Origin of the sequence: Neobacillus niacini (assembly GCF_030817595.1) — a bacterium.
Classification (GTDB): domain Bacteria; phylum Bacillota; class Bacilli; order Bacillales; family Cytobacillaceae; genus Neobacillus; species Neobacillus niacini_G.
This window is the reverse complement of record NZ_JAUSZN010000001.1, coordinates 2,824,139-2,849,634: the sequence shown is the minus strand read 5'-3', so window position 1 is coordinate 2,849,634 and position 25,496 is coordinate 2,824,139. Positions and strand designations below refer to the sequence as shown.

Here is a 25,496-nt window from a genome sequence, read left to right as displayed (position 1 = left end):
TTGTCGATTTTTTAATGCGCTTACAAAAAGTGATATAGGTTGTCTCTAAGGTGTGAACATGTTATTCTAGCAAATGTATGAAAATCTAATAATAAAATGAGGCTCGTCGCTTACATACTTCATTTCTTTTTGGAGAAAATATAACAATTAGCTCAGTGGTCTTATCTGACTATAAGCTGTTAGTAGTAATAAGCCAGCATCATTTTACATTAATGAGAAGGAGATTGATTTAACATGGCAGAAAAACAATTTAAAGTAACAGCTGATACAGGGATTCACGCTAGACCAGCAACATTACTTGTACAAACAGCAAGCAAATTTGATTCAGAAATCAATTTAGAATATAAGGGTAAGAAGGTTAACTTAAAATCGATTATGGGCGTTATGTCTCTAGGAATTGGCCAGGGTGCAGATATTGCTATTAGTGCTGAAGGAAGTGACAGTGAAGAAGCTTTAAGAAGCCTTGAAGAATTATTGAAAAAAGAAGGACTGGCTGAATAATGGCATTTTTACAGGGAATTGCTGCTTCCAATGGCATTGCCATTGCAAAAGCATATCGCTTGGTAGAACCAAATTTATCATTTGATAAAAAGACAATTGAAGATACTGCTTCAGAGGTATCTCGTTTTAAGTCGGCAATAGAGAAATCTAAAGCAGAGCTTGAGGCGATTCGTGATCGTGCCCATGTTGAACTTGGTGCTGATAAAGCAGCTATCTTTGAAGCACATTTACTTGTTCTCACTGATCCGGAGTTAAATGGACCAATCGAGGACAAGATTAAGTCTGAAAAAGTAAATGCCGAAGCCGCATTAAAAGAAACAGCTGACATGTTTGTTATGATGTTTGAACAAATGGACAATGAGTATATGAAAGAACGTGCTGCGGATATCCGCGATGTTACAAAGCGTGTTTTAGCTCATTTACTAGGCGTACAATTGGTAAATCCAAGCATGATTGCTGAAGAAGTAATTATTGTTGCTGAGGATTTAACTCCTTCAGATACAGCTCAATTAAACAGACAGTATGTATTAGGATTTACTACCGATATCGGCGGACGCACTTCGCATTCGGCCATTATGGCTCGTTCCATGGAGATTCCAGCGGTAGTAGGTACCAAAACGGCTACAGAAGAAATCAACAATGGTGACCTAGTTATTGTCGATGGTCTTAAAGGTGAAGTACATATTAACCCGACTCCAGAACTTGTGGCAGAATACCGCAATATCCATGAGCAATTTGAAGCTCAAAAGATTGAATGGGCAAAGCTTGTTAATGAAAAAACGGTATCAGCTGACAACCATCATGTTGAATTAGCGGCTAATATTGGAACTGCTAATGATTTAAAGGGTGTCCTTGCTAATGGCGGGGAAGGTGTGGGACTTTACCGAACTGAGTTCCTTTACATGGGCAGAGACCAGCTTCCTACGGAAGAAGAACAATTTGATGCTTATAAAGCGGTCCTAGAAGGTATGAATGGGAAGCCAGTTGTTGTTCGAACATTGGACATCGGCGGCGATAAAGAGCTCCCATATCTTCAGCTTCCAAAAGAGCTTAATCCATTTTTGGGATTTCGAGCTATTCGCTTATGCTTAGAGGAACAAGATATTTTCCGTACCCAGCTTAGAGCGCTTCTTCGTGCCAGCAGCTTTGGAAACTTAAAAATTATGTTCCCAATGATTGCCACTCTTGATGAATTCCGTGAAGCTAAGGCGATTCTTGAAGATGAAAAACAAAAGCTTATTGCTGCTGGACAAACAGTTTCAGAAAAAATAGAACTTGGAATCATGGTTGAAATTCCTTCGACAGCTGTTTTAGCAGATCAATTTGCTAAAGAGGTTGACTTCTTTAGTATTGGTACAAATGACTTAATCCAATATACAATGGCAGCAGATCGAATGAATCAACGTGTGTCATACCTTTACCAGCCATATAGCCCATCGATTTTACGATTGGTTAAGATGGTTATCGATGCAGCACATGCAGAAGGTAAATGGGCAGGAATGTGCGGTGAAATGGCTGGAGACGAAACCGCGATACCACTACTTCTTGGTCTAGGATTAGACGAATTTTCAATGAGTGCGACGTCTATCTTAAAAGCACGTTCACAAATTAAAAAGTTGACTAAATCCGAAATGGAAAGCCTAGCTAAACAAGTCTTAAATATGCAAACAACCGCTCAAGTAATTGAAGCAGTTAACGCAGCGACCAAATAGAAACGATATCAAAAGAGACAGAATCCAATCTGTCTCTTTTTTTTGTACATGATTTAGGAATTAGAGGGAATTTTTAGTATAATAGGGATAGACAGGTTCAAGGAGGATGGATCGGATGGATTTTAATTTGAGCGGGAAAACAGCGCTTATTATGGCGTCTAGTCAAGGCTTAGGCTTTGCTATTGCCGAACGATTAGTCAGAGAAGGCACGAATGTAATGATCTCTGGACGAGATGAGGAGAAACTAATAAAGAAGGCTGCTGAATTAGAATCAATTGGCATCGGTAAGGTTGCTTTCCAAAAAACAGATATCACCAAAACTGGAGATATTAAAAGACTTGTTTCTAAAACCATTGAGGCATTTGGTAGTCTTGATTTACTGATTAATAATGCTGGTGGTCCGCCGGCTGGCACTTTCGAGGATTTAAGCGATGATGATTGGCAAAATGCGTTTGAACTTAATTTGTTATCTTATATTCGTGCAATCCGTGAGGCATTACCATACTTAAAGGAGCAAGGTGGTAAGATTCTTAATATTGCATCGTCATCGATAAAGGAACCTATACCAGGCTTAATACTCTCCAACACCTTTCGAACAGGAATCGTAGGGCTCTCCAAAACATTAGCTTCAGAATTAGCTCCACATAATATCTTAATTAATACGATAGCACCTGGACGAATTGCTACCGATCGTGTGAGACACTTAGACCAGTTTACTGCAGAAAAACAGGGAGTGGACGTTGAAAGTGTTGAAATGTCGATGAAAGCCCAAATTCCGCTAAGGAGATATGGAACGCCTGAGGAGTTTGCGAATGTTGCAGTTTTTCTCCTATCCGATGCGAATACTTATATGACCGGAAGTTCTTTTTTAGTTGATGGGGGTATGATTAAATCTATTTAACATTCTATCCACTTCCAATAACCAACCTCGTTTAACGTTTATTACCAACAATATATGGCTAAGGTAAAAACATAAAGGAGTGTTTATCATGCGAAGAAGTATAAAAATGGTTTTTGTCATAGTGAGTATGATGCTTTTAGGAACAGTACTTACTGGATGTGGATTACCTTTATCAAAGGAACTAATAGTAAATCGATATGCGGATGCCTTGTTAACAAAGAATAACGAACTTCAATTTCGGTTTAGAATTAATAATGAAATATTAGATAGACATGAATTATATAAAGTGAAAGTTACCATACATGATGATCGCTTGGCCTCGGCAATTGGTAAACGCGAAATTATATATGGTGAAGAACAAGTTCTTAATGGTGAATATTTAGAGGTTAAGGGTACAGGTGAAAAATATATTTTCATGGATCCGCTTCCGTTACAAGATGACCTGCACATTCACGAGCTTCAAACGATGATAGAAAAAAATCATGCCGTATCAATTGAGATATATAACAATCAAGAAGTTTTTGGTAGGGTTTACTTAACAAATTTTTCGTCAGAGCTCTAAAATCGTGTTTATCACTTTTTTAACTAGGAGAGACTAAAAAGGTGCATAAATTTGGAGATTGAGCACGATGACCGGAAAGTACTTAGTTCCGGTTTTTTTGTGTTATAAATTATATAATCGAGAAGTAAAATTCATAATCGTAGGAGAGGATTGATCAGATTGGTTATTCCAGAAAATACAGTAATTGGGTTTATCGGGACAGGCGTCATGGGGAAAAGTATGGCCGGACATCTATTGGCGGCCGGCTATCAAGTAATTGTTTATTCAAGGACAAAGGAAAAGGCAGGAGATCTACTTGAAAAAGGTGGATATTGGGGGGGGACACCTCAAGAAGTAGCTTCAAAGGCAGATGTTATTTTTACCATGGTCGGGTATCCCTCAGACGTTGAAGAGATTTACCTGGGGGAAAATGGATTGGTTAATCATGCTAAAGCAGGCAGTTATATCATCGATATGACAACTTCCGCTCCATCACTGGCAGTAAAAATATTTAAAGCAGCAAAAGAAAAAGACATTCATGCAATTGATGCACCTGTTTCCGGAGGTGATGTAGGCGCAAAGGAAGCAAAGCTGTCAATAATGGTTGGCGGCGAAGAAGAGGACGTGGAGGCAATAAGACCGCTCCTAAGCCTGATGGGGTCAAATATTGTGTACCAGGGAAAAGCTGGTGCTGGCCAGCACACCAAAATGTGCAATCAAATTGCAATTGCTTCTAATATGATAGGGGTTTGTGAAGCGATCGTATATGCTGAAAAAGCTGGTTTAAATCCAGAGTCCGTTTTAAAAAGTATTACCGCTGGTGCTGCAGGCAGCTGGTCATTAAGCAATCTTGCACCAAGAATGCTTCACGGTAATTTTGAACCAGGGTTTTACATAAAACATTTTATTAAGGATATGAAAATTGCCTTGGATGAAGCTGAGCACATGAACATGGAAGTGCCAGGTTTAACTTTGGCCAAAAAACTGTATGACAAACTTTCTGAAATGGGCGAGGAAAATAGCGGTACGCAGGCTCTTTATAAATATTGGAAGTCCTAATAGGCTTGTATAAATACCTCCTGTTTTCAGAAACTATGATAGAAGCTGAAATAGGAGGAAACTTTTTATGGCAAAAAGAACAAAAAAGAATGACCCACAGCAAAAGAATAAAAAGGGATTCGATTCTGCTGTTTTAAATGAAGAATTCGCTCATGAGATGGGCTCAGCAGCAACAAATAAAATTCATAAAGATAAAGCTAAAAAAGAAAAAGCACCTAAAAACAATGGTAAATACAAAGGTCAATAATAAAACTACCCTCACTGCAGCAGTGAGGGTAATTTTATTTTTTCGTATTAAAAAATGTCTCTATTCGGTTCAATCCGGTTTCTAACTTTTCAAGTGAACAGGCAAATGATAATCGAAAATAACCTTCACCGTATTCAGAGAATGCACTTCCAGGAACTACTGCAACTTTTGCTTGATGAACCATCTCTAGTGCAAAATCAAAACTGTTTAATTGAATGAAGTCGGGGATCTTTACAAAAAAGTAAAAGGCCCCATCAGGCTTAACGACTTGAAGCCCCATTGCAGTTAAACGATTATAAACATAGTCGCGTCTTTTGATATATTCCTTTTTCATTGGAATGGCATCATCCATTCCAGTTGTTAAAGCAGCTAAAGCGGCTCTTTGTGCAATGGATGCCGCACAGGAAACATTATATTGGTGCACCTTTAAGATGTGCTTCGTAATGTCTTTAGGAGCAAATAGGAACCCTATTCTCCACCCGGTCATTGAATGAGATTTTGATAAGCCATTTATTACAATTGTTTTCTCTTTTAAAAACGAAGCAATGGAAATATGCGGCTGATCATAAGTCAACTCGCTGTATATTTCATCTGCAAGTACGAATATTTTTCTCTCTTTTAAGTAATCAGCTATTTCTTTTAACTCTATCTCTGTGAGACTGACTCCTGTCGGATTAGATGGATAAGGCATGACAATACAGCGTGTCTTATCAGTTATATAAGGTTTAATCATGTCTAATGTAAATCGGAATTGATTATCCCTGATATCGACATGCACAGGTACTGCCCCACACATCTGAATGATGGGTTCATATCCAGGATATATGGGCCCAGGCAAAATTACCTCTGTACCTTCAGCTAGAATGGTTCTAAATGTGATATCAATAGCTTCACTTGCTCCTACAGTAACAATTACTTCCGAATCTGGCTCATAAGTGAGCCCGTATTTCTTTGCAACGAAATCGCAAGCGGCAGTTCGTAATTCACTGATACCCGCATTATGGGTATAGGAGGTGAAATTATCCTCAATCGCTTTGATGCCAGCTTGTTTGACATGCTCTGGTGTCTGAAAATCTGGCTGACCAATCGTTAGTGAGATGACATCATCTATGTGTGACACCATATTATAAAATTTTCTAATGCCCGAAACTTCAATTTCTTGAACTCTGGTATTTATTAAATGTTCCACCCTTGTTCACCCTTCCATTGCTATAATCAGTACTTTTGATTATAAACAGATTTATAGAAATATTCTACAATAATGAGCGTGTGGAGATTGAGGAAGGATATTTTTAACCATAAAAAAACGTAAAAAAGACGGATGACTCCGGCTTTTTTACGTATATCTTTCCCCTAACTTTTTAAAAATTGGTTTTTGATAGGGGCGGTTTTTTTGTGGGTTTGAAGGTGGCTGCTCCATTTCTTTAATTCCGGTATATGTCTGTAAAACCGATTTTGCTTGGCTTAGTGAAAGTGAGGTTTTTGGATTTCTAACACTTCCATCTAATTTACCCAAATGAGGCAGTTCAGCAAAGTCAGACTTGGTAGGAGGAATATGAAAAGTATAATGACCACATTCAACGAGGACGTCGGATTGTTGTTTACTATTACGTGGATTTTGTGAAAAATGAAGACCTATTTTTTTTGCTTTTCCTTCTTCGATTAATTTCTTTAAAGATTCATGCTTTAATTTGTATAAAAATTTGGGGTTTGGAGCTGTTTTCGCATGGCGATTAACAATAAAGAGAGCTTGTGAGAGGTTATCGATCGTTAGCTTTGCTTTTGTATGGGGTTGTTTTCTATCATCAGTCAAAATAGGTACTCCTTTTATCTTTTATATTGTCTATCTTTATTATTCTTAATTGTAAAATAGAAATACAAGAAAGTAAAAACATTATTGTAAAAAATAAAAAAATCCTTATCCAATCAATGGCAAGGATTCTTCTAATCTGTTCCAGATGAGATAAGTGTAAATACAGTTAATTCAGGTTTCGCCATGAATCGAAAGGGCAGACGAGTGGTACCAATTCCTCGGTTTACATATAGCGATAAGGCATTGACCCCGCTAATCGTATATAGACCCTCAGGGTAATTCTGTGCGAACGGTGGGATTACGAGTGCACCAACAAAAGGTATTTTCACCTGCCCTCCATGACTATGCCCGCTTAATTGCCAATGTATCCCATAATTCAAGGCTTCGTCAGCAACATCTGGAGCATGCGATAAAAGCAATTTAAATGAATCGTCAGGGACTCGTTTCATGGCTAAATCCAAGTCGGGTTTTCCGAGCATACGATCATCTATTCCTATAAGAGAAATAGAGCTGCCATCTTTTTGTTTGATAAGTAGAGATTCGTTTAGCAGTAAAGTAAAGTCAGATAATTCCATAAGGTTCCGATAGATTTCTGAACCATAGCCCCCATGATCATGGTTTCCGTAAATGCAATATTTACCGATAGTGGCATTTAATTGCTTTAAAATTGGAGCGATTTTATTGATTTCACCATATTTATTTGGCTCGTCCAATAAGTCCCCTGTAAAAAAAATTAAGTCAGGCTCTAGTTCATTAATTTTTTCTACTAACTTTTTAAATTGGTTGACATTATAGTGAAACCCTAGATGTGTATCGCTAAATTGGACAATTTTTATTCCGTTAAAACTATCTGGAATTAGGGTATGCTTAATTTCGATTTTATTGATTTCTAGTAGTGAAGGTTCAATTCGATTGGCATAGAAGTAACCGCCTGAACCAAGACCGAGAACCGTGAGGAATGTACCAAAAGTACTTTTCAAGAAAGTTCTCCTTTTCATTTTTTGGGGCATATTTATCCTACCAACCTATCTCCAATTTTTTTTTATCTATTCATTAAAAGAGAGTCATTCGTATTTTCGTTAAAATCCGTCCATTTTGCAAGTAATTTGATAATGAAAATTTTAAAATAGAAAGGTATATATTAGTTCATATTCTAAAACTGAGAAAAAATACATAAAAGCAGCCACTTTTGGCTGCTTTTATAATTACTTATAACTAATAGCCCTGCTCTGAAGGGCCTTCCAGGATTCAATAAATTGATTTCTTCCCACTCTTACTTGTTTTTTACCGGAAAGTGGATCATTCAAATATACATAGTTTGCGTCATACCCTACAAGAACTACTGCATGCAGGTCAAGAGGTGTTTTTATCACTTGCTGCCCATGATTCCACGACTCCCAGCGATCAGGCAACCGATAATCACCTGTTGTCCAAACTACTACAGGATAACCAGCAGAAACATGCTCTAGAACTCGTTCAAATGGCTGATTGGTTAAATTTATTGCTCTCCCTGGCAGCTTTTGATTCACCAGTGCTTCCATGGGTTTATCAAAGACGGCATAACCAGCCTGCCTTCCTGTCATATCTCCAACAAAACCATCGGCAGGGTTGCCCCAATTTAAAATGTCGCCATTTGCTGATCTTTTGATAGGATCAGGATCTTTTTGAATGGAACGATACAATTCCATTTTGTCTATATTGACACCCGCATGATTTAAAACCATGGCGAGGCTTGTTACTTCACACCCATATCTCAGTTCTGGATTTTGTTTTATTAATACAACGTCCAGCATCATTGAATCCTTTTTAGCTGGCTGATTGTTAACTTTTTTAAGAACAATGTCGGGATTTTCCGTTTTCCTAATGGATGTGCTCGGTATTTGTTCATATATTTCCGTGTAGCTTTGTTTCTTTGTTTGTTTTGAAACAGTATCATCTGTATTGTTACATCCAAAAAGTGGAAGAATTGAAACCATTAAGCAAAGTTTTTTCAAAAGGTATCCTCCAATCATAGGACTTGGTTTTATCATTTGTTGTTCCGGATTTACTATGATGGTATCCTTTTGGAAAAGAACAAGAGATGTTAGTTGAGCGTATTGTATAGTAAGGTATGGTATAATGAGGAAAATCTTTTTCTGGAGGGTACTTGAATGGATGCATTGGATATCCTAACGGATCTTGAAAATGTCATTCCTTATTTTCAACCAATTTTCAGTGCCGATGAGCAGCGTGTTATTGCATATGAGGTTTTGGGTAGGTATCGATCGGAAGGTAACATCATTAGCTTGGGTCAATTTTTTCTTGATGACCAAATCCCTGATGAATATAAATATGAAGTTGATCTTCTGTTAGTTCAGAAAGCATTAGACCTAGCAATAGAGCTAGAAGATGATGTCAGTATCTATTTGAATCGTGACGCCGATTTACTCATGTATCGACATGGAGAGCCATTTCTACAGGAACTGTTGGCTTTTGAAAAAAAAGGATTGAGTTTAAAGAGAATAGTCCTTGAAATTTCTGAAGGTAATTATAAGGGTGATTTTGCTCAATTGGATCATTTATTACAATATTATCGTACGTATGGAATTAAGGTTGCCATTGCCGGTATTGATAATGATACCAATTACTTTGAGCGGATTGGTAAATTAAATCCTGAAATTATAAAAATAAATCTACAGGCCTTAAAATCAAACGCAACTGCTTCAAGCTTTACTGATGTCCTATTTTCTCTGTCTTTATTGGCTAGAAAAATTGGTGCCACATTACTATTTGAAAATATAGAAATGAGTTATCAGCTTCAGTTTGCATGGAAAAATGGCGGGAGATATTACCAAGGTTTTTATCTTCATCCACCTGCACCGGACTTTATTGAGCGGGAATTACTAAAAGAGCGATTAAAAGGAAAATTTCATGAATTTATTGCCTATGAGAAGAGAAAGCTTGAGGCAATTTATTCAGCCGCTGCATATTTCCAAAATAAAGTACAAGACATTTTAGTAAAGAATAAAAAAGCTAATTATGAGGAGTTATTTACTTCACTTGCGAAGGAAATGGATGGGATTGCATTTCGAATGTATGTATGTGATGAAGATGGTTTTCAAAAATCCTCTAATATCCTTAAAGGTGAAAACGGCTGGTTTACGCAAAAAGAATATATCCTAAAAAATTGGAGCTGGCGTCCATATTTTTTAGAAAATATTATCAAAATGAGAAATGAAGGCAAAGGAATTCTCTCTGACTTATATAGTGATATTGAGACTGGAGAAACAATCCGCACCTTCTCTATTCCTATAAATGGGAATGACTATTTATTTATTGATATTACCTATCAGTATTTATTTGATCATGACCAGTTGTTATAACTCCATTGCATAGAATGATTCATAAAGTGGAACTTTAATAGTAACTTGATTAAAGGAGAAATCGCTCATGAATCTATTTGTTAATGCACTATCCATCGTTATTGTTGGTGTTCTTGCGGTTTCGCTTGTGTATACATTGGTTGTGGCAAGAAAACAAAAGGCTGCTGAAGGAGACATTGATACAAATATCCCTAAGCCAGTACAAAAACATATTTACCTTAGCAATCCGATATTTTTATCATATGGTATATTTTTTGCCTTGGTTCTTTTTATCATCCTTTTTTGTGCAATTACCTTTTTACGATAGGGCCCTTCATATGAGGGCCTTTTTTTTATAAAGATTTTTCGAGAGTTGTCTAGAAGAATTTAAAAAATTTGCGGTTTAATGTCCTTTGCTGCAGTATTTTTGCGTTTTTTATATGCGTTTGGATGGAATATTTGTTGATAAAATGAATATTAACATAGGTTCTGAAAGAAGAGAGGGGAAGGAAATGAAGAAAACGTTGCTAATACTTTTCATAGTACTACTATTAATACCTTTGTCTCCAAACGCAAAAGATAGTCTAAGCGATAAAAATGATGTTTTTAGCTTCTTACAGAAAGCTTTTCAGGCTCAAATCTCACTTAGTGATCAAACCAGAACAAAACAAGAAATCAGAGATGTATTAAGCCCATATTTTTCGGAGGATTATCAAAAAATGTTTTGTGACGAGAATATGTTTGAGGAAGAGGGTAAATTTGTTACATATGGTTCAGATTTTGCATTTTATTATATTCCATTTTTTCAATATTCAGAAGAAACAAAAGTAGTCATTTCCCCAGAAAGTATTTATGTTCTGCAATTTTTCCCTGCCACCACCGATGGTCCGGTAAGTTATAAAGATCATTACGAGGGAATTATGTTAAAGAAAATGGATGGCAGCTGGAAGATAGCTGATTATTTATATGATAATATCCCTAAATCAATCATTGAGAAAGCATATTGAAAAAAAGTTCCCATTTTCTTCATTTTTACTTGGACAAATGCTGTCTGTTATTTTATTCTTTTAATATTGGCATATTTGCTACCTGAGATTATCACTGGAAATAATCGATAAGGATAGAAATAGGCTAAAAGAGAAACATAACAGTAGAAAGTTTGCTTGTGTTTGAAAGGAGACGGAGCATATGTCACAGCTTCAAGGGATATTAACCCGGTTAAAAAACCTTCAGGAACAGTCTAATGGGGGTGAACCGGCACAACGCTATTTCGAAGTGAATGGCGAAAGAAAGTGTCAGGTAACATTTCATCCAAAAACAGAAACCTTTGAATTGGAAATATATAATGAAAAGGAAAAGCCAAAGCGTTATCAATTTGATAATGTTGACATGATCACCATCGAAATTTTTGATTTAATCCAGTAGGAGCCGGTTATCGGTTCCTATCTTTTTCTGTATTTTCATAAAAAAACCCAGTTCTCCGAAAACTATGGTAGAATATACATGTGGTATAACAAACATTGAGGAGTTTTCGGCGATGATAAGTCTTCACAGTGGAGAATTTTTAGAGATAGATATACGAAAATTAATGATTCCATCTGAGCGTGTTGCTCATGTGCAGGTTGGAAATAATCTAGAACATGCACTATTAGTTTTAACCAAAAGTGGATATACGGCAATTCCTGTACTGGATCCACATTATAAATTACATGGTCTAATTAGTACCCCGATTATAATGGATTCCATTCTCGGTCTTGAAAGAATAGAATTTGAACAACTTGAAAAGAAAAGAGTGGAAGAGGTTATGAATGTATCTGTTCCGCGTGTAAAGGATACTGCTTCCATTAAAACCTGTCTAAGACTTTTAGTAAATCATCCTTTTCTTTGTGTAGACACAGAGGATGGTTATTTTGAAGGCATATTGCCTAGAAGTACGGTGTTAACACAATTAAATTTAGCTGTTAATAAGATGAATAAAAGTGATAAATAAGGCTCCCAGATGGGGGCTGTATTATTTTCCTGAGAAAGTGAGGTGCAAAAATGAGTGCTCCGATTTCCCAGCCTAAAAGAGGGCAGACAAATAGACCACTTGTACTAGCAGCAGTCATGCTTGCGATGTTTATGGGAGCAATTGAGGCAACAATTGTTTCTACCGCTATGCCGGCTATAGTGGCTGACCTAGGCGGCTTTACTCTCTACAGTTGGGTTTTTTCAGCTTATCTATTAATGAATGCGGTAACAGTGCTGATTTATGGTAAATTATCAGATTTATTCGGTAGAAAACCGATTCTCTTTATCGGTATCATTATTTTCCTAATTGGATCCATTCTTTGCGGATTTGCCACGTCGATGGAATCATTAATTCTTTTCCGGTTAATCCAAGGGTTTGGGGCAGGGGCTGTTACGCCTATCGCCACCACTATTGTGGGCGATATTTATTCAGCTGAAGAAAGAGCAAATGTACAGGGGTACCTGGCAAGTGTATGGGGAATATCTGCAGTTACGGGACCAGCAGTCGGTGGATTGCTTGTTCAGTATGTAAGCTGGAATTATGTATTTTGGATAAACATTCCACTGGGAATTCTCTCTTTGGCTGGTATAGGATTCTTTTTGCACGAAAACGTTGAGAAGAAAAAACATGAAATTGATTACATAGGTGCATTTTTATTAACCATTTCCATCTCATCATTAATGTTTTTACTTGTTGAGGGTGGCGGACGATGGTCCTGGGGCTCCTGGCAAATAATGAGTTTGGCTGTCCTATTTATTATCACACTTGGTATCTTTGTCTTTCATGAAGGCCGCGCCAAAGAACCTGTAATGCCATTTAACATTTGGAAGGAACGATCTATTTTTGTGGCCAATGTAACAAGTTTGACGACAGGAATCATGTTAATTGGGATTTCGAGTTTTCTTCCAACATTTGTTCAGGGGGTAATGGAACAATCACCGATTGTCGCAGGATTTACATTAACAACCATGTCAATTGGCTGGCCGATAGCGTCTACATTTTCTGGAAAGATGATAAATTCAATGGGATACCGTAAAACCTCACTTATTGGCGGTACAGCTTTAATCCTCGGCAGTGTGGTATTTGTCACCATGACTTCCTCTTCAGGACCTCTTTGGGCGGCAGCTGGGTCGTTTATTGTTGGTTTTGGTATGGGTATTACGTCCACTGCTTTTATCGTTTCTATTCAAAGTGCCGTAAGCTGGCAGCAAAGAGGTGTTGCAACTGCTGCTAACATGTTTATGAGGAATCTAGGGAACACAATAGGTGCAGCATTACTTGGAGGAATTCTAAATAATCGGCTTGCAAACTATCTAGGTGCAAATGCTGGAAGCACTAATGAAAGACTAACAGTGGATTCGGCTAACTTATTATTAAAGGAAAATGAACGGGAAAATTTACATGCAACAGTGAAAGAACTGCTTCAGGAGGGCCTAACTCAATCCTTACATTGGGTCTATTATGTAGTACTTGCCTTTGCTATTATAAGTTTAATCCTGATAACTTTCATTCCTAAACAAAATCGCGGCTCTGCATAAAACATGCAGGGTTTTTTCTAGATAAAATTCCAGCTTACTAGTGAAAAGTTTCAATTTTCTCTATATAATAAAAAGCGGATGTTTATTAAAGTATAAAGGTGGATGGTTTTGTCCTCTATATCTGAATTTCAGTTATTATCTGTTTTAGCTCAAGAGATGAATATGCGTAAAGCTTCAGAGAGACTATTTGTGTCCCAGCCGGCGTTGTCACAACGTCTGCAAAGCATAGAAAAAGAGTGGGGAACTAGATTATTTATCCGCTCCCAAAAAGGACTAGCACTTACCCCAGCAGGCGAGCATGTCATTCAATTTGTAAACGAGGTACTTGTCAAAGAAGGAAAGGTTCGCGAAACGATACACTCCCTTCAATCGGGAGTATCAGGGACATTGAAAATAGCAGTAGCTTCAATCGTCGGTCAAAATTGGCTGCCGCCTGTTTTAAAAAAGTATAGCGATACCTATCCGCAAGCGAAAATTTCACTTATCACTGGGTGGAGCAGTGAAATACTGAAAAGCTTATATGATGATCAAGTACATATTGGTATCATTCGAGGAATGCCAGATTGGAAAGGTGTAAAAATTAAACTATTCAGCGATCCGCTTTTTTTAGTTGATCGAGATATTACCAGACCTGAACAGTTATTGGAAACAGACAGACCATTCATCCAATTTAAAAGTGATTCGAATTATTATCAAGAAATACAAGATTGGTGGATGCGCCAATTCAAAACCTCTCCTAAAAGAACAATTGTCGTCGATCAAATTGAGACATGTAAGCAATTAACCTTTAATGGTTTAGGATATTCAATCTTACCAGGCATAACGTTGAATAATAGTGAAAAAGAAATTTATAAAATTCCGTTATTAGATGAAAATGGTGATGCTCTACAACGTGATACTTGGTTACTAGCGTATGAGTCTTCCTTTAAACTCAAACAAGTGCAAGCGTTCGTGGATCTCATTAAAGAACATAGCAGTCGAAGCGGCGAATAATTACGTTCATTTCTCTTGTTTTCCAAACTTTAGTTTGGTAAAGTAAACCTAATTATATTTGGAGGTAGTAGTATGAAAATGATGGATGCAAATGAAATTATTTCTTTTATTCAAAACAGCAAAAAGTCAACACCAGTAAAGGTTTATGTAAAAGGTGATTTAGAAGGTATTGATTTTGGAAGCAATTCTAAAACCTTTATTAATGGTAATACCGGTGTGGTTTTTGGTGAATGGTCTGACATTAACCCAGCTCTAGAATCAAACAAAGCTAAAATTGAAGATTATGTAGTTGAAAATGACCGCCGCAATTCAGCGATTCCATTATTAGATACAAAGAATATTAATGCTCGAATTGAACCTGGAGTAACGATTCGTGACCAGGTAGAAATTGGGGATAATGCAGTAATCATGATGGGTGCTGTAATTAATATTGGTGCAGTTATTGGCGAAAAAACCATGATCGACATGGGTGTGGTTCTTGGTGGAAGAGCTACAGTCGGAAAGAACTGTCATATTGGCGCTGGTACCGTTTTGGCTGGCGTAATCGAACCGCCTTCCGCACAGCCTGTCATTATCGAAGATGATGTACTAATTGGTGCAAATGCAGTGGTTTTAGAAGGGGTTAGAGTGGGACAAGGTTCAGTGGTTGCTGCTGGTGCAGTTGTTACGAAGGATGTTCCTCCGTTTACAGTCGTAGCTGGAACTCCTGCTAAAAAAATTAAGGATATCGATGAAAAGACTAAATCGAAAACGGAGATTATGCAAGAACTCCGCCAACTATAAACTTAAGACAAAGTAAAGCGTGGATTATCTCCACGCTTTCTTTCTAGTAAAGGAGCAATAGAATGAACCCTTTTATTAAAATTCGACGCGATTTGCATTTAATTCCTGAATTAGGATTTCAAGAATATAAGACTCAAGCTTATTTATTATCGTATATAGAAAATTTATCAGAAGAAAGAATCTCCATAAAAAAATGGAAAACTGGACTTTTTGTAAAAGTTCATGGTTTACACCCAAGAAAAACCATTGGTTACCGTGCTGATATTGATGGGTTACCAATCGTTGAAGAAACGGGATTAGAGTTTTCTTCTACCCATGAGGAACAAATGCATGCCTGCGGCCACGATTTTCATATGAGTATTGCTCTTGGTGTGTTGACACATTTTGTCGAAAATCCCATTGATGATAACATTTTATTTATTTTTCAACCTGCAGAAGAAGGACCAGGCGGTGCGGAACCAATGCTGAAATCCGAGATAATGCAGGAATGGAAGCCAGATATTATTTTTGCCTTACATATCGCACCAGAATATCCTGTCGGATCGATTGCCCTTAAAGAAGGGTTATTATTTGCTAACACATCAGAGTTATTTATCGACCTAAAAGGGAAGGGAGGGCATGCTGCTTATCCACATTTAACAAATGATATGGTAATTGCTGCCTGCTCGCTTGTCGGTCAGCTTCAAACAATCATTTCTCGCAATGTTAATCCATTAGATAGTGCAGTCATTACGATTGGAAAAATCACTAGTGGAACCGTTCAAAATATTATCGCTGAAAAGGCAAGACTCGAAGGGACGATTCGTACACTTTCAGATCAATCTATGGATAGGGTTAAGAAACGGATCGACGCGGTGGTAAAAGGAATTGAGACCAGTTTTGAATGTGAAGCTGTAATTGATTACGGCGCAATGTACCACCAGGTATACAATAATGAGGAGATTACGAGAGAGTTCATTCAATATATGAGGTCACAAACCACTATAGAGGTTATTGAATGCCAAGAGGCGATGACAGGGGAAGACTTCGGATACATGTTGAAGGAAATTCCCGGCCTTATGTTTTGGCTAGGAGTGGATTCTCAGTATGGACTGCACCATGCCAAATTAAATCCGAAGGAAGAGGCAATTGAGGTGGCAATTAATATTCTCACTAGCTATATGACGTATAAAGGAAATTGATATAACACCCTTCTACAAAGCGTTTTATTTTATTCTAATGTTTAAAAATGTTAAACTGAAAATTAGAAAAGATTGTTAAATATCGTCGTTTATTCTTTATGTAAATAGGGTAAACCAATTAAGGAACTATTTAATACTATTTGGAGGGATCAGACATGCCGGAACGTATGGTTGCAAAACAAGCACCAAGATTTGAAATGGATGCTGTATTACCAAACAAGGAATTTGGAAAAGTAAGCCTTGAAGAAAACATGAAAAACGACAAATGGACTGTGTTATTCTTCTATCCAATGGATTTTACATTTGTATGTCCAACAGAGATTACTGCAGTTTCAGACCGTTATGAAGAATTTGATGATTTAGATGCAGTTGTTATTGGTGCTTCTACTGATACAATACATACACACCTTGCCTGGATTAATACAGACCGCAAAAACAATGGCCTTGGTGAACTGAACTATCCATTAGCTGCAGACACTAACCATGTTGTAGCGCGCGATTATGGCGTTTTAATTGAAGAAGAAGGAATTGCGCTTCGCGGTTTATTTATTATCAGCCCTGAAGGTGAATTAATGTATTCAGTTGTTAACCACAACAATATCGGCCGTGATGTCGATGAAACATTACGGGTACTGCAAGCATTGCAAACTGGCGGTCTTTGCCCAGCGAACTGGAAACCAGGACAAGCTACACTTAATGCTTAATTCTTAAATCTAGGCTGTGTTAAAGAATACTGTTGATTTTAGAACCTGTTGATTTGAGCGGAAGGCGCTTGACTCCTCGAAAATGCTATCGCATTTTCTTCGTGCGTGGGCAAATTCGAGGATGTAAATCAAAGTCCTGCGGGATGAACGAGCTGAGTGAGACCCCGCAGGTCGGAACGACCGAGGAGGCTCACGGGCGAGCCCGCGGAAAGCATAGCGCCTCGGGACAGGCAAGGACCGCCTGTCTCTGCGATGATTATTCCAAGAAGCATTCCTTAGTGGAGCGCAAAGCAACAGCCAAGTTTAACACAGTCATATCTAAAATGATAGACCTAACCTTCCGAGTTAGGTCTTTTTTAAAAAGGGGATATGTCATGAAACTACGTGAGCCAATGCCAGAATTAACTGGTGCCGTTGAATGGTTAAATGGAGAAGTTACAAGAGAGGATTTAGTCGGTGATAAACCAACACTTATTCATTTCTGGTCAGTCAGCTGTTACTTATGTAAAGAAGCTATGCCTCAAGTTAATCAATTCCGTGATCAATATAAAGATAAATTAAATGTGGTGGCAGTCCATATGCCTAGATCTGAAGAGGACCTAGACCTCGAGCAAATCAAGCAAGTCGCAGCAGAACATGGAATCGATCAGCCGATTTTTGTTGACAGTGAACATAAATTAACAGAAGCATTCGAAAACCAATATGTCCCTGCTTATTACGTATTCGATCGTGAAGGCAAACTCCGCCACTTCCAAGCAGGTGGAAGCGGCATGAAAATGCTCGAAAAGAGAGTCAACCGTGTACTAGACGAATTAGAAAAAAACGAATAAACAATGACAGGACTGTTCGTTATTTAGCGAGTAGTCTTTTTTATTTTTGCCTGTTTTCGAATAGATTGATGTTTAACTCTGGGTCTTGAGGACAATTCACAATGCCAGTCGAGAAGGATTAGTCCTTAATTGAGAGTCTTGAGGACAAATCACACTGCCAGTCAGAAGGATTAGTCCTTAATCCAGGGTCTTGAGGACAAATCGCACGGCCAATCAGAAGGATTAGTCCTTAATCCAGGGTCCTGAGGACAAATCGCACGGCCAGTCAGAAGGATTAGTCCTTAATCCAGGGTCTTGAGGACAAATCACACCGCCAGTCAAAAGGATTAGTCCTTAATCCAGGGTCTTGAGGACAAATCGCAAGGCCAGTCAGAAGGATTAGTCCTTAATCCAGGGTCTTGAGGACAAATCGCACGGCCGATCAGAAGGATTAGTCCTTAATCCAGGGTCCTGAGGACAAATCGCACGGCCAGTTAGAAGGATTAGTCCTTAATCCAGGGTCTTGAGGACAAATCACACCGCCAGTCAAAAGGATTAGTCCTTAATCCAGGGTCTTGAGGACAAATCGCAAGGCCAGTCAGAAGGATTAGTCCTTAATCCAGGGTCTTGAGGACAAATCGCACGGCCAATCAGAAGGATTAGTCCTTAATCCAGGGTCTTGAGGACAAATCACAAGGTCAGTCAGAAGGATTAGTCCTTAATCCAGGGTCTTGAGGACAAATCGCACAGCCAGTCAGAAGGATTAGTCCTTAATCTTATTACAACCATTTTTCTGTAACCATCCCAATTTTTTTACGTCGGTATTAATAAATAGACAAAAGGGGGTTATCGAAATGAAAAAGGTGATTGGACTAATTGTTTTCCTTTCTTTGATTCTATTTCTATCGGCTTGTAGCTCAAGCAGTAAAAGTGAAGAGTCAAAGATGAGCAGTGACAGTAGTGCGAAAATGGATTCAGGACAGCCTGCTATGGAAGAAAAGTCACAAGTATCGTTTGATAATAATGCAAAACAAGAGAAAGCTGCTCCGACAGATATTGAAGTCCCTAATCAAATGGTTATTTATCAAGCCGATTTACAGCTTCGCGTAAAGAAATTTGAAGAAACCTTTCAAACAATAGAAGAACAGGTTATTAAGTATGGCGGTTATATCTCTGAATCCAATGTTTCTAAGGACGGTGTAGAACAAATAAGTGGGCAAATTACGGTTCGTATCCCGCAAAAAAATTTCCAAGCCTTTTTGCATGATGCAGAGGGTCAAGCTGCTGAGGTGCTGCAGAGGAATTTAACTGGAACAGATGTCACCGAAGAGTATGTTGACCTTGACTCAAGACTTAAATCAAAAAGAGTTGTGGAAGAACGGCTAACATCATTTATGCAATCTGCACAAAAGACAGAAGATTTATTAAAAATTTCTGCAGATTTAGCTTCAGTTCAAGAGGAAATCGAAACGATTCAAGGAAGAATGAAATATCTAGAAAATCAGACTTCATTATCTACTGTTCATATAGCATTATATGAAAATAAGGTAATCGTCCCTAATCTTGAAGAGGAAGATTTAAATACTTGGGATAAAACAAAAAAGCAATTTATGAAAAGCACAAACATGCTGTTAGCAGCCATTTCGGGTTTATTTGTTTTTATTGTAGGTAATATCCCGATAATTATAATCCTAACGGTGGCATCTGTTTTCATTTACCTATATATCAAGAAGAGGAAGAAAAGAAATGATAGCGAATAAATAAGTATATTCAACTAATTTGGATATGCTAAAATGAAAATGGTTAATTGATTTGCTGGGGGAGTTTAAGTGAGAAAAAATTTTGCAGTAATAGGACTAGGTCGTTTCGGCGGCAGTATTTGTCGTACTCTTTCAGATGAAGGGTTTGAGGTACTGGCAATTGATAAAAATGAAGAAAGAGTAAATGCTTACGCTATGATAGCCTCTCATGCAGCTGTGGGGGATACAACGGATGAGGCAGTACTAAAAAGTCTTGGCATTCGAAATTTCGATCACGTGATAGTGGCGATTGGTGACGATATTCAATCTAGTATCCTAACCACTTTGATCTTAAAAGAGTTAGGGGTAAATCATATTACAGTTAAAGCACAAAATGATTATCACGAGAAAGTGCTTGTGAAGATAGGCGCTGATAAGGTTGTTCATCCTGAACGAGATATGGGAAGAAGAATTGCTAATAATATGGCTTCCAGCAGTGTGTTAGATTATCTAGAGTTATCGGATGAACATAGCATCGTTGAAATCGTAGCAAACAGTAAGATAAGTGGTCATACAATCATTGACTTAGATATTCGAAAGAAATATGGTTTAAATATTGTAGCGATTAAAAGAGGGATGGATATCATCGTATCTCCAAAAGCAAATGAAGATATCCGGCCAAACGATGTATTAATCGTTATCGGCACCGACGAAGACATCGATCGATTCGAGAGAAAAGTCATGCAATAAGAAAAGCGGAAGCGCCTTAGGCACTTCCGCTTTTTCTTATACTTCCATAATGATTGGTAAAATCATTGGTCTTCGTTTTGTTTTTTCGTAAAGGAACGGTGCTAATGTATCGGTAATTTCATTTTTAATTTCTGACCATTGACTTGTTTTTCGTTCCATCACCTTATTTAAGTGCTTTGTAATCAGGTTCTGAGCATCGTTAATTAAATCACCGGATTCTCTCATATAAACGAACCCTCTAGAAATAAGGTCAGGACCTGAAGCAATTTTGAAGTCCTTCATATTTATGCTTACAACGACAACGACCAATCCTTCTTCAGAAAGAATCCTTCTATCACGTAAGACAATATTTCCGATGTCACCAATGCCACTGCCATCAATATACACGGAGCCTGAAGGGATCTTCCCTGCTACTTGCGCGCTGTTATCAGAAAGAGCTAATACTTCACCATTGTCCATAATAAAACAATTCTCTTCTTCAACACCACAGTCAACAGCAAGTTTAGCATGCATTCTCTGCATTCTATATTCTCCGTGAATTGGCATAAAGAACTTTGGCTTTATTAAACGGAGCATTAGTTTTTGTTCCTCTTGACCGCCATGTCCTGAGGTGTGGATGTTACTAAGTTTACCGTGTATCACTTCAGCACCAGCTCGGAATAACATGTTAATCGTCCTGTTAACACTAATGGTGTTCCCAGGTATCGGTGAAGATGAGAAAACAACAGTATCCCCTGGAATAATTTGAATCTGTCTATGCGTGCCATTAGCAATCCTAGATAAGGCCGCCATAGCTTCCCCTTGGCTTCCGGTACATAAAATCGTTACCTTGTCTGCAGGAAGTCTGTTAATCTGATTTGCTTCAATAAACGTTTCCTTTGGTGCATTTATATAGCCAAGCTCTTGACCGATCGTAATAGCGGATTCCATACTGCGGCCAAAAACTGCAACTTTTCTACCGTTAGCAACTGCTGCCTCAACTACTTGCTGCAATCTGTAGATATTAGACGCAAAGGTAGCGAATATTACTCGGCCCGATACCTTTCGAAAAATGTCATCAATGCTTTCGCCAACAAGACGTTCAGACATCGTAAATTCTGGAATTTCACTATTCGTACTATCTGATAATAAACATAGTACGCCTTCTTTTCCGATTTCAGCCATTTTGGTTAAATTAGCCGGTTCACCTACTGGAGTGAAGTCGAATTTGAAGTCACCAGTATGGACGATTTGTCCTGGCGGAGTTTTTACAACAATTCCGTAAGAATCTGGGATACTATGTGTGGTTCGGAAAAAAGAAACAGACGTCTTGCGGAACTTGATTACATCATCTTCTTGAATGACATTTAACTTCGCCGTTCTTAAAAGCCCATGTTCTTCAAGTTTATTTTTAATCAATCCTAGGGCAAGCTTTCCGCCATAAATGGGAATATTTACTTCGCGTAATAAATAAGGAATACCACCGATATGGTCCTCATGTCCGTGAGTAATAAATAGCCCTTTAATTTTATCTTCATTTTTTACTAAGTAGGTATAATCGGGAATAACATAATCAATTCCTAATAGCTCATCCTCTGGAAACTTGATTCCTGCATCAATCAGGATTATTTCATCCTGAAATTGTACTGCATATGTGTTTTTTCCGATTTCGCCCAAGCCGCCTAAAGCAAAAACGGCAGTCTGGTCATTTTTCACAAATTTCATAAATTATCAAATCTCCAATACATTATAATCTTCATTTTGTTTTTCATATTCTAAAAATGCTCCGCTTACTTCTTGTACAAGTTCAACATTGTATCCACGATCTGCAATTTTTTTTCGAACATCCCTAACAGATTCTCCTTCAACATAAAGAACCTTTGTTTTCTCTCTGACTGGAACTTCCTTGATGTTTTCTTGAAAATAAACCTTAAATACCATAATAAATCGCTCCTTAATCGATCATAACTTTTTTTTATTATATAAAATAATTACATTTTTTTCATTTAAATTCACTTTTCACCTAAAAAGTAAACGCTTAGACCTAATAGAAAAAATATGTAAATAATACACTGATAATCAATTTACAATAAGGAAGGAGCCCTTCGCAAGTTTGAAGGGCTCGAAAAAAGTTGTAGTTAGGCAATTGATTTTTTTCGCAGTAAATCGTTCCACTGTTTTAAGAGCTTCTTTCTTAGCTTCTTTAACATAGTGGATCATCTCCTTACTTCCTATTTTAAACGATCCTTGTCCAATGTAAAGCAAGCCACGATAGATTATTGCAGTTTTTTTTTATTCAAACATTTTTATACTAATATTATATGGTATAAACAGGATTTCTTTCATGGATAAACATGGAAGAATTATGAAGTTTTATTAAATTGACAAATATTCTGGTTATGGTTAGTGTTTATTGAGAGGAAAATTATAGAAGAGCTTTCTTGTTATTAAAGTAAAGAGGAGTTAGAATTATATGAAAAAGATTGTTTTTTTTGATATAGATGGGACACTGCTCGACCATGAAAAAAAACTTCCAAGCAGTACAAAAAAAGCGATTCAAACTCTGAAGGAGAATGGTGTGTTCGTAGCGATTGCAACCGGAAGAGCACCTTTCATGTTTCCAAGTTTGAAAAAAGAATTAGATATTGATTCTTACGTTAGTTTTAATGGACAGTATGTTGTGTTTGAAAATGAAGCGATCTATAAGAACCCTCTCAACCAATCTGAGTTGGGAAGGTTTCTGCAGGATACAGCTGCCAATGACCATCCATTAATCTTTATGAACGAAGTGACCATGAAGAGTACTACACATTTCCATCCTTATATAGAGACAAGTATGGACAGCTTGTTATTTCCACATCCGGAAGAGGACAAAAATTTCTATGTAGACAAAGAAATTTATCAATCCTTACTATTCTGTAAAGAAGGTGAGGAGAAGTTCTATTTTGAAAATTTCCCTGACTTTGACTTTATAAGATGGCATCCATATTCAGTTGACGTCCTGCCAAAAGGTGGTTCTAAAGCCGAAGGAATAAAACAAATGATAGACAGACTAGGTTTTGATCTAAAGGATGTTTATGCATTCGGCGACGGCTTAAACGATTTAGAAATGCTTAAAGCGGTTGGAACCGGTGTTGCAATGGGGAATGGCGTTCCCGAGGCTAAGGCACTTGCAAACTTTGTCACAACGGATGTTTCGGATGATGGAATTTGGAATGGATTGAAAGAATTGAAACTCATTTAAATATAGAAAAAAGCGCAAGGTCCTAGAAGACCTTGCGCTTTTATTATCTTTCAATAGCAATAGCACCTTCAATTGGTTTGAAGGGATCTTGTTTATTAATGTGATCATAAAACATGATTCCATTTAAATGATCAATTTCATGTTGAAAGCAAATAGCTGGAAGCCCCTTTAAACGGAGTTTAATCTCTTTGCCTTCAAGGGTAGTTCCTTTTACAGTAATTCGAGCAAATCTTTCTACGTAGCCTGGAATCTCCTCGTCTACAGAAAGACAGCCTTCTCCTGAGACCAAATACGCTTTTTCAACGGAATGACTAACAATTTTGGGATTATATAATCCGTAGCTATATAAGTTACCTTTGTCATCATATAGATGAACAGCAATCATCCGCTTTGAGACATTGATCTGCGGCGCAGCTAAACCAATTCCAGGTCGTAATCCATATTGTGAAGAAATTTCAGGGCTTTGGCTATTTTTCACATACTCTAAAAGACTTTCAAGTATTTCTTTCTCTTCGTCCGATGGCGGCATTGATACTTCAGTCGCTACTTTTCTTAATGTAGGGTGGCCGTCTCGAATGATATCATCCATCATTAACATGAATCCATTCACTCCTGTGTAAATACTAAGGATATTAATATTCATTAGTCTATCAGACTATTCGAGAAAAGTTAATTGTTGTATAAGATATTGTCAAAAATAAGAAGTATAGATATAGTAAGAATTGTAATCATTAAGGGGGTTGCAAAGTGTCTACTGTCAGCGTTAATCGTATTATTTTTTCTATTTTCGCAATCAGTTTTTTATTAACTGGTTGCGTTAGCAAAGAAAAGACAACTGAAAGAATGTACCAAGCCTTAGAAAACATAGTGGAAGCAGAAAAAGCATTTGAGGAGCAGCAAGAGCCTCTAGTCGAGTTAGAAAAGCAAGAAAAGGAAATTTATAATCAGATAATGGCTCTCGGTATGAAGCAGCATGATGAAATTGTAAAGCTATCTAATGAGGCACTTTCAATTATTGATAAGAGAAGAGAACACCTACAAAAGGAAATCGAAAGTATTAATGCTTCAAAAACAGAATTTAAGAATGCCGAAGAAATAAGGAATGAAATAGACAATTCTGAGCAAAAGAAAAAAGCCACTGAGCTATTAGAAATAATGAGTAATAGATATAAAGTACATAATAAGCTTGCAAAGGAATATTCAACTGCATTAGATAATGATAAAGAATTGTATCAGATGTTAAAAAATGAGAGTATCTCATACGAAAAGCTAGAAGATCATGTTGCGAATTTAAATACTATCTATCAAAAGGTATATGACGCAAATGAAGAATTTAATGAATTAACAGCACAATATAATAAGAAAAAGCTTGAATTTTATGAAGAAGCAGGACTTAAACTTGAAAACGAATAAAAAATCGACGCCATGGTCGATTTTTTTGTTGGTAAAGTAAGATATATTAATATAACAGAACCGAACCTTGGGTGGTACAGAGGTTTTAGATTGATATTAAGTTAATATTATTTCCATGTTGTAAAATTATTAAAACATAGTATTTGACGAGTGTATTGAGTTGATGTAAACTCAATATGAAATTAATTATTGTACCATTAATTTTTTGAAAAATTATAGTACAGAACAACAGATAAC

The 25,496-nt window shown here is 37.3% G+C and carries 28 protein-coding genes; 21 read left to right on the top strand and 7 right to left on the bottom strand.

Annotated elements, in window-relative coordinates; genetic code table 11:
* Nucleotides 1–234 precede the first annotated feature (234 nt).
* From QFZ31_RS13570 to QFZ31_RS13545, 6 genes are all read left to right on the top strand, one after another.
* The gene (locus QFZ31_RS13570; RefSeq protein ID WP_063251531.1) at nt 235–501 is read left to right on the top strand and encodes a phosphocarrier protein HPr; all 267 of its coding nucleotides are present in this window, start codon (nt 235–237) and stop codon (nt 499–501) included.
* Entirely contained in the window at nt 501–2,213 is a 1,713-nt protein-coding gene (gene ptsP, locus QFZ31_RS13565) for a phosphoenolpyruvate--protein phosphotransferase (RefSeq protein WP_307303542.1), read from the top strand. The genes QFZ31_RS13570 and ptsP overlap by 1 nt, the downstream gene beginning before the upstream one ends.
* 115 nt (nt 2,214–2,328) lie before the next feature.
* On the top strand, nt 2,329–3,114 hold the full coding sequence (locus QFZ31_RS13560; protein ID WP_307303540.1) for an SDR family oxidoreductase: 786 nt from the start codon (nt 2,329–2,331) through the stop codon (nt 3,112–3,114).
* Nucleotides 3,115–3,202: 88 nt separating this feature from the next.
* A complete protein-coding gene (locus QFZ31_RS13555) occupies nt 3,203–3,676 on the top strand; it encodes a hypothetical protein (protein WP_307303537.1) in 474 nt (157 codons plus the stop codon).
* A gap of 159 nt (nt 3,677–3,835) precedes the next feature.
* The gene (locus QFZ31_RS13550) at nt 3,836–4,714 is read left to right on the top strand and encodes an NAD(P)-dependent oxidoreductase (protein ID WP_307303536.1); all 879 of its coding nucleotides are present in this window, start codon (nt 3,836–3,838) and stop codon (nt 4,712–4,714) included.
* Between the two features lie 67 nt (nt 4,715–4,781).
* A complete protein-coding gene (locus QFZ31_RS13545) occupies nt 4,782–4,961 on the top strand; it encodes a hypothetical protein (protein ID WP_283864333.1) in 180 nt (59 codons plus the stop codon).
* Between the two features lie 34 nt (nt 4,962–4,995).
* Here QFZ31_RS13545 and QFZ31_RS13540 read toward each other — a convergent pair whose 3' ends face one another.
* The 4 genes from QFZ31_RS13540 to QFZ31_RS13525 form a co-directional block, all read right to left on the bottom strand.
* Nucleotides 4,996–6,150, bottom strand: coding sequence for an aminotransferase A (locus QFZ31_RS13540; RefSeq protein ID WP_307303535.1), 1,155 nt, complete (start codon nt 6,148–6,150; stop codon nt 4,996–4,998).
* A gap of 147 nt (nt 6,151–6,297) precedes the next feature.
* Nucleotides 6,298–6,774, bottom strand: a complete 477-nt coding sequence (locus QFZ31_RS13535) for a YkyB family protein (protein ID WP_307303534.1) — start codon at nt 6,772–6,774, stop codon at nt 6,298–6,300.
* Nucleotides 6,775–6,905: 131 nt separating this feature from the next.
* On the bottom strand, nt 6,906–7,784 hold the full coding sequence (locus QFZ31_RS13530) for a metallophosphoesterase (RefSeq protein ID WP_307303533.1): 879 nt from the start codon (nt 7,782–7,784) through the stop codon (nt 6,906–6,908).
* 195 nt (nt 7,785–7,979) lie between these two features.
* Nucleotides 7,980–8,768, bottom strand: a complete 789-nt coding sequence (locus QFZ31_RS13525; RefSeq protein WP_307303532.1) for a C39 family peptidase — start codon at nt 8,766–8,768, stop codon at nt 7,980–7,982.
* 156 nt (nt 8,769–8,924) lie between these two features.
* Between QFZ31_RS13525 and QFZ31_RS13520 the strand changes: the two genes are divergently transcribed.
* From QFZ31_RS13520 to QFZ31_RS13460, 13 genes are all read left to right on the top strand, one after another.
* On the top strand, nt 8,925–10,136 hold the full coding sequence (locus QFZ31_RS13520) for an EAL-associated domain-containing protein (protein WP_179597482.1): 1,212 nt from the start codon (nt 8,925–8,927) through the stop codon (nt 10,134–10,136).
* A 67-nt stretch (nt 10,137–10,203) separates the two neighbouring features.
* Complete coding sequence (locus tag QFZ31_RS13515; RefSeq protein ID WP_306072500.1) at nt 10,204–10,443, top strand: hypothetical protein; 240 nt, start codon at nt 10,204–10,206, stop codon at nt 10,441–10,443.
* A 184-nt stretch (nt 10,444–10,627) separates the two neighbouring features.
* Nucleotides 10,628–11,122 carry a DUF3993 domain-containing protein gene (locus tag QFZ31_RS13510; RefSeq protein ID WP_307303527.1) on the top strand — a complete coding sequence of 165 codons (495 nt, stop codon included), beginning with the start codon at nt 10,628–10,630 and terminating at the stop codon, nt 11,120–11,122.
* Between the two features lie 181 nt (nt 11,123–11,303).
* Nucleotides 11,304–11,540 (top strand): YkuJ family protein, encoded by a 237-nt coding sequence (locus QFZ31_RS13505; RefSeq protein ID WP_045515459.1) that lies wholly within the window; start codon nt 11,304–11,306, stop codon nt 11,538–11,540.
* A gap of 112 nt (nt 11,541–11,652) precedes the next feature.
* Nucleotides 11,653–12,105, top strand: coding sequence for a cyclic-di-AMP-binding protein CbpB (gene cbpB, locus QFZ31_RS13500; protein WP_179597476.1), 453 nt, complete (start codon nt 11,653–11,655; stop codon nt 12,103–12,105).
* A gap of 50 nt (nt 12,106–12,155) precedes the next feature.
* Entirely contained in the window at nt 12,156–13,664 is a 1,509-nt protein-coding gene (locus QFZ31_RS13495) for an MDR family MFS transporter (RefSeq protein ID WP_307303525.1), read from the top strand.
* Nucleotides 13,665–13,772: 108 nt separating this feature from the next.
* Nucleotides 13,773–14,657: a LysR family transcriptional regulator gene (locus QFZ31_RS13490; RefSeq protein WP_307303523.1), complete on the top strand. Its 885-nt coding sequence runs from the start codon at nt 13,773–13,775 to the stop codon at nt 14,655–14,657.
* Nucleotides 14,658–14,729: 72 nt separating this feature from the next.
* Entirely contained in the window at nt 14,730–15,440 is a 711-nt protein-coding gene (gene dapD / locus QFZ31_RS13485; RefSeq protein WP_307303522.1) for a 2,3,4,5-tetrahydropyridine-2,6-dicarboxylate N-acetyltransferase, read from the top strand.
* Nucleotides 15,441–15,502: 62 nt separating this feature from the next.
* On the top strand, nt 15,503–16,621 hold the full coding sequence (locus QFZ31_RS13480) for an N-acetyldiaminopimelate deacetylase (protein WP_307303520.1): 1,119 nt from the start codon (nt 15,503–15,505) through the stop codon (nt 16,619–16,621).
* Between the two features lie 155 nt (nt 16,622–16,776).
* Nucleotides 16,777–17,325: a peroxiredoxin gene (locus tag QFZ31_RS13475; RefSeq protein WP_179158453.1), complete on the top strand. Its 549-nt coding sequence runs from the start codon at nt 16,777–16,779 to the stop codon at nt 17,323–17,325.
* A 374-nt stretch (nt 17,326–17,699) separates the two neighbouring features.
* Nucleotides 17,700–18,155, top strand: a complete 456-nt coding sequence (locus tag QFZ31_RS13470; protein ID WP_307303519.1) for a TlpA family protein disulfide reductase — start codon at nt 17,700–17,702, stop codon at nt 18,153–18,155.
* Nucleotides 18,156–18,988: 833 nt separating this feature from the next.
* Nucleotides 18,989–19,894: a DUF4349 domain-containing protein gene (locus QFZ31_RS13465; protein WP_307303517.1), complete on the top strand. Its 906-nt coding sequence runs from the start codon at nt 18,989–18,991 to the stop codon at nt 19,892–19,894.
* Nucleotides 19,895–19,963: 69 nt separating this feature from the next.
* Nucleotides 19,964–20,623 carry a potassium channel family protein gene (locus QFZ31_RS13460; RefSeq protein ID WP_307303516.1) on the top strand — a complete coding sequence of 220 codons (660 nt, stop codon included), beginning with the start codon at nt 19,964–19,966 and terminating at the stop codon, nt 20,621–20,623.
* Between the two features lie 36 nt (nt 20,624–20,659).
* On the opposite strand, the gene rnjA is transcribed toward QFZ31_RS13460, so the two are convergent.
* Together rnjA and QFZ31_RS13450 are read right to left on the bottom strand one after the other, a co-directional pair.
* Nucleotides 20,660–22,327 carry a ribonuclease J1 gene (gene rnjA / locus QFZ31_RS13455; protein ID WP_307303514.1) on the bottom strand — a complete coding sequence of 556 codons (1,668 nt, stop codon included), beginning with the start codon at nt 22,325–22,327 and terminating at the stop codon, nt 20,660–20,662.
* Nucleotides 22,328–22,333: 6 nt separating this feature from the next.
* Nucleotides 22,334–22,543, bottom strand: a complete 210-nt coding sequence (locus QFZ31_RS13450; protein ID WP_179597455.1) for a DNA-dependent RNA polymerase subunit epsilon — start codon at nt 22,541–22,543, stop codon at nt 22,334–22,336.
* Between the two features lie 532 nt (nt 22,544–23,075).
* On the opposite strand from QFZ31_RS13450, the gene QFZ31_RS13445 reads away from it, so the two are divergent.
* Complete coding sequence (locus QFZ31_RS13445; RefSeq protein WP_307303512.1) at nt 23,076–23,846, top strand: Cof-type HAD-IIB family hydrolase; 771 nt, start codon at nt 23,076–23,078, stop codon at nt 23,844–23,846.
* Nucleotides 23,847–23,889: 43 nt separating this feature from the next.
* Here QFZ31_RS13445 and def read toward each other — a convergent pair whose 3' ends face one another.
* Entirely contained in the window at nt 23,890–24,444 is a 555-nt protein-coding gene (gene def, locus QFZ31_RS13440; protein ID WP_307303510.1) for a peptide deformylase, read from the bottom strand.
* A 149-nt stretch (nt 24,445–24,593) separates the two neighbouring features.
* Between def and QFZ31_RS13435 the strand changes: the two genes are divergently transcribed.
* Complete coding sequence (locus tag QFZ31_RS13435; RefSeq protein ID WP_307303508.1) at nt 24,594–25,259, top strand: YkyA family protein; 666 nt, start codon at nt 24,594–24,596, stop codon at nt 25,257–25,259.
* Nucleotides 25,260–25,496 lie beyond the last annotated feature (237 nt).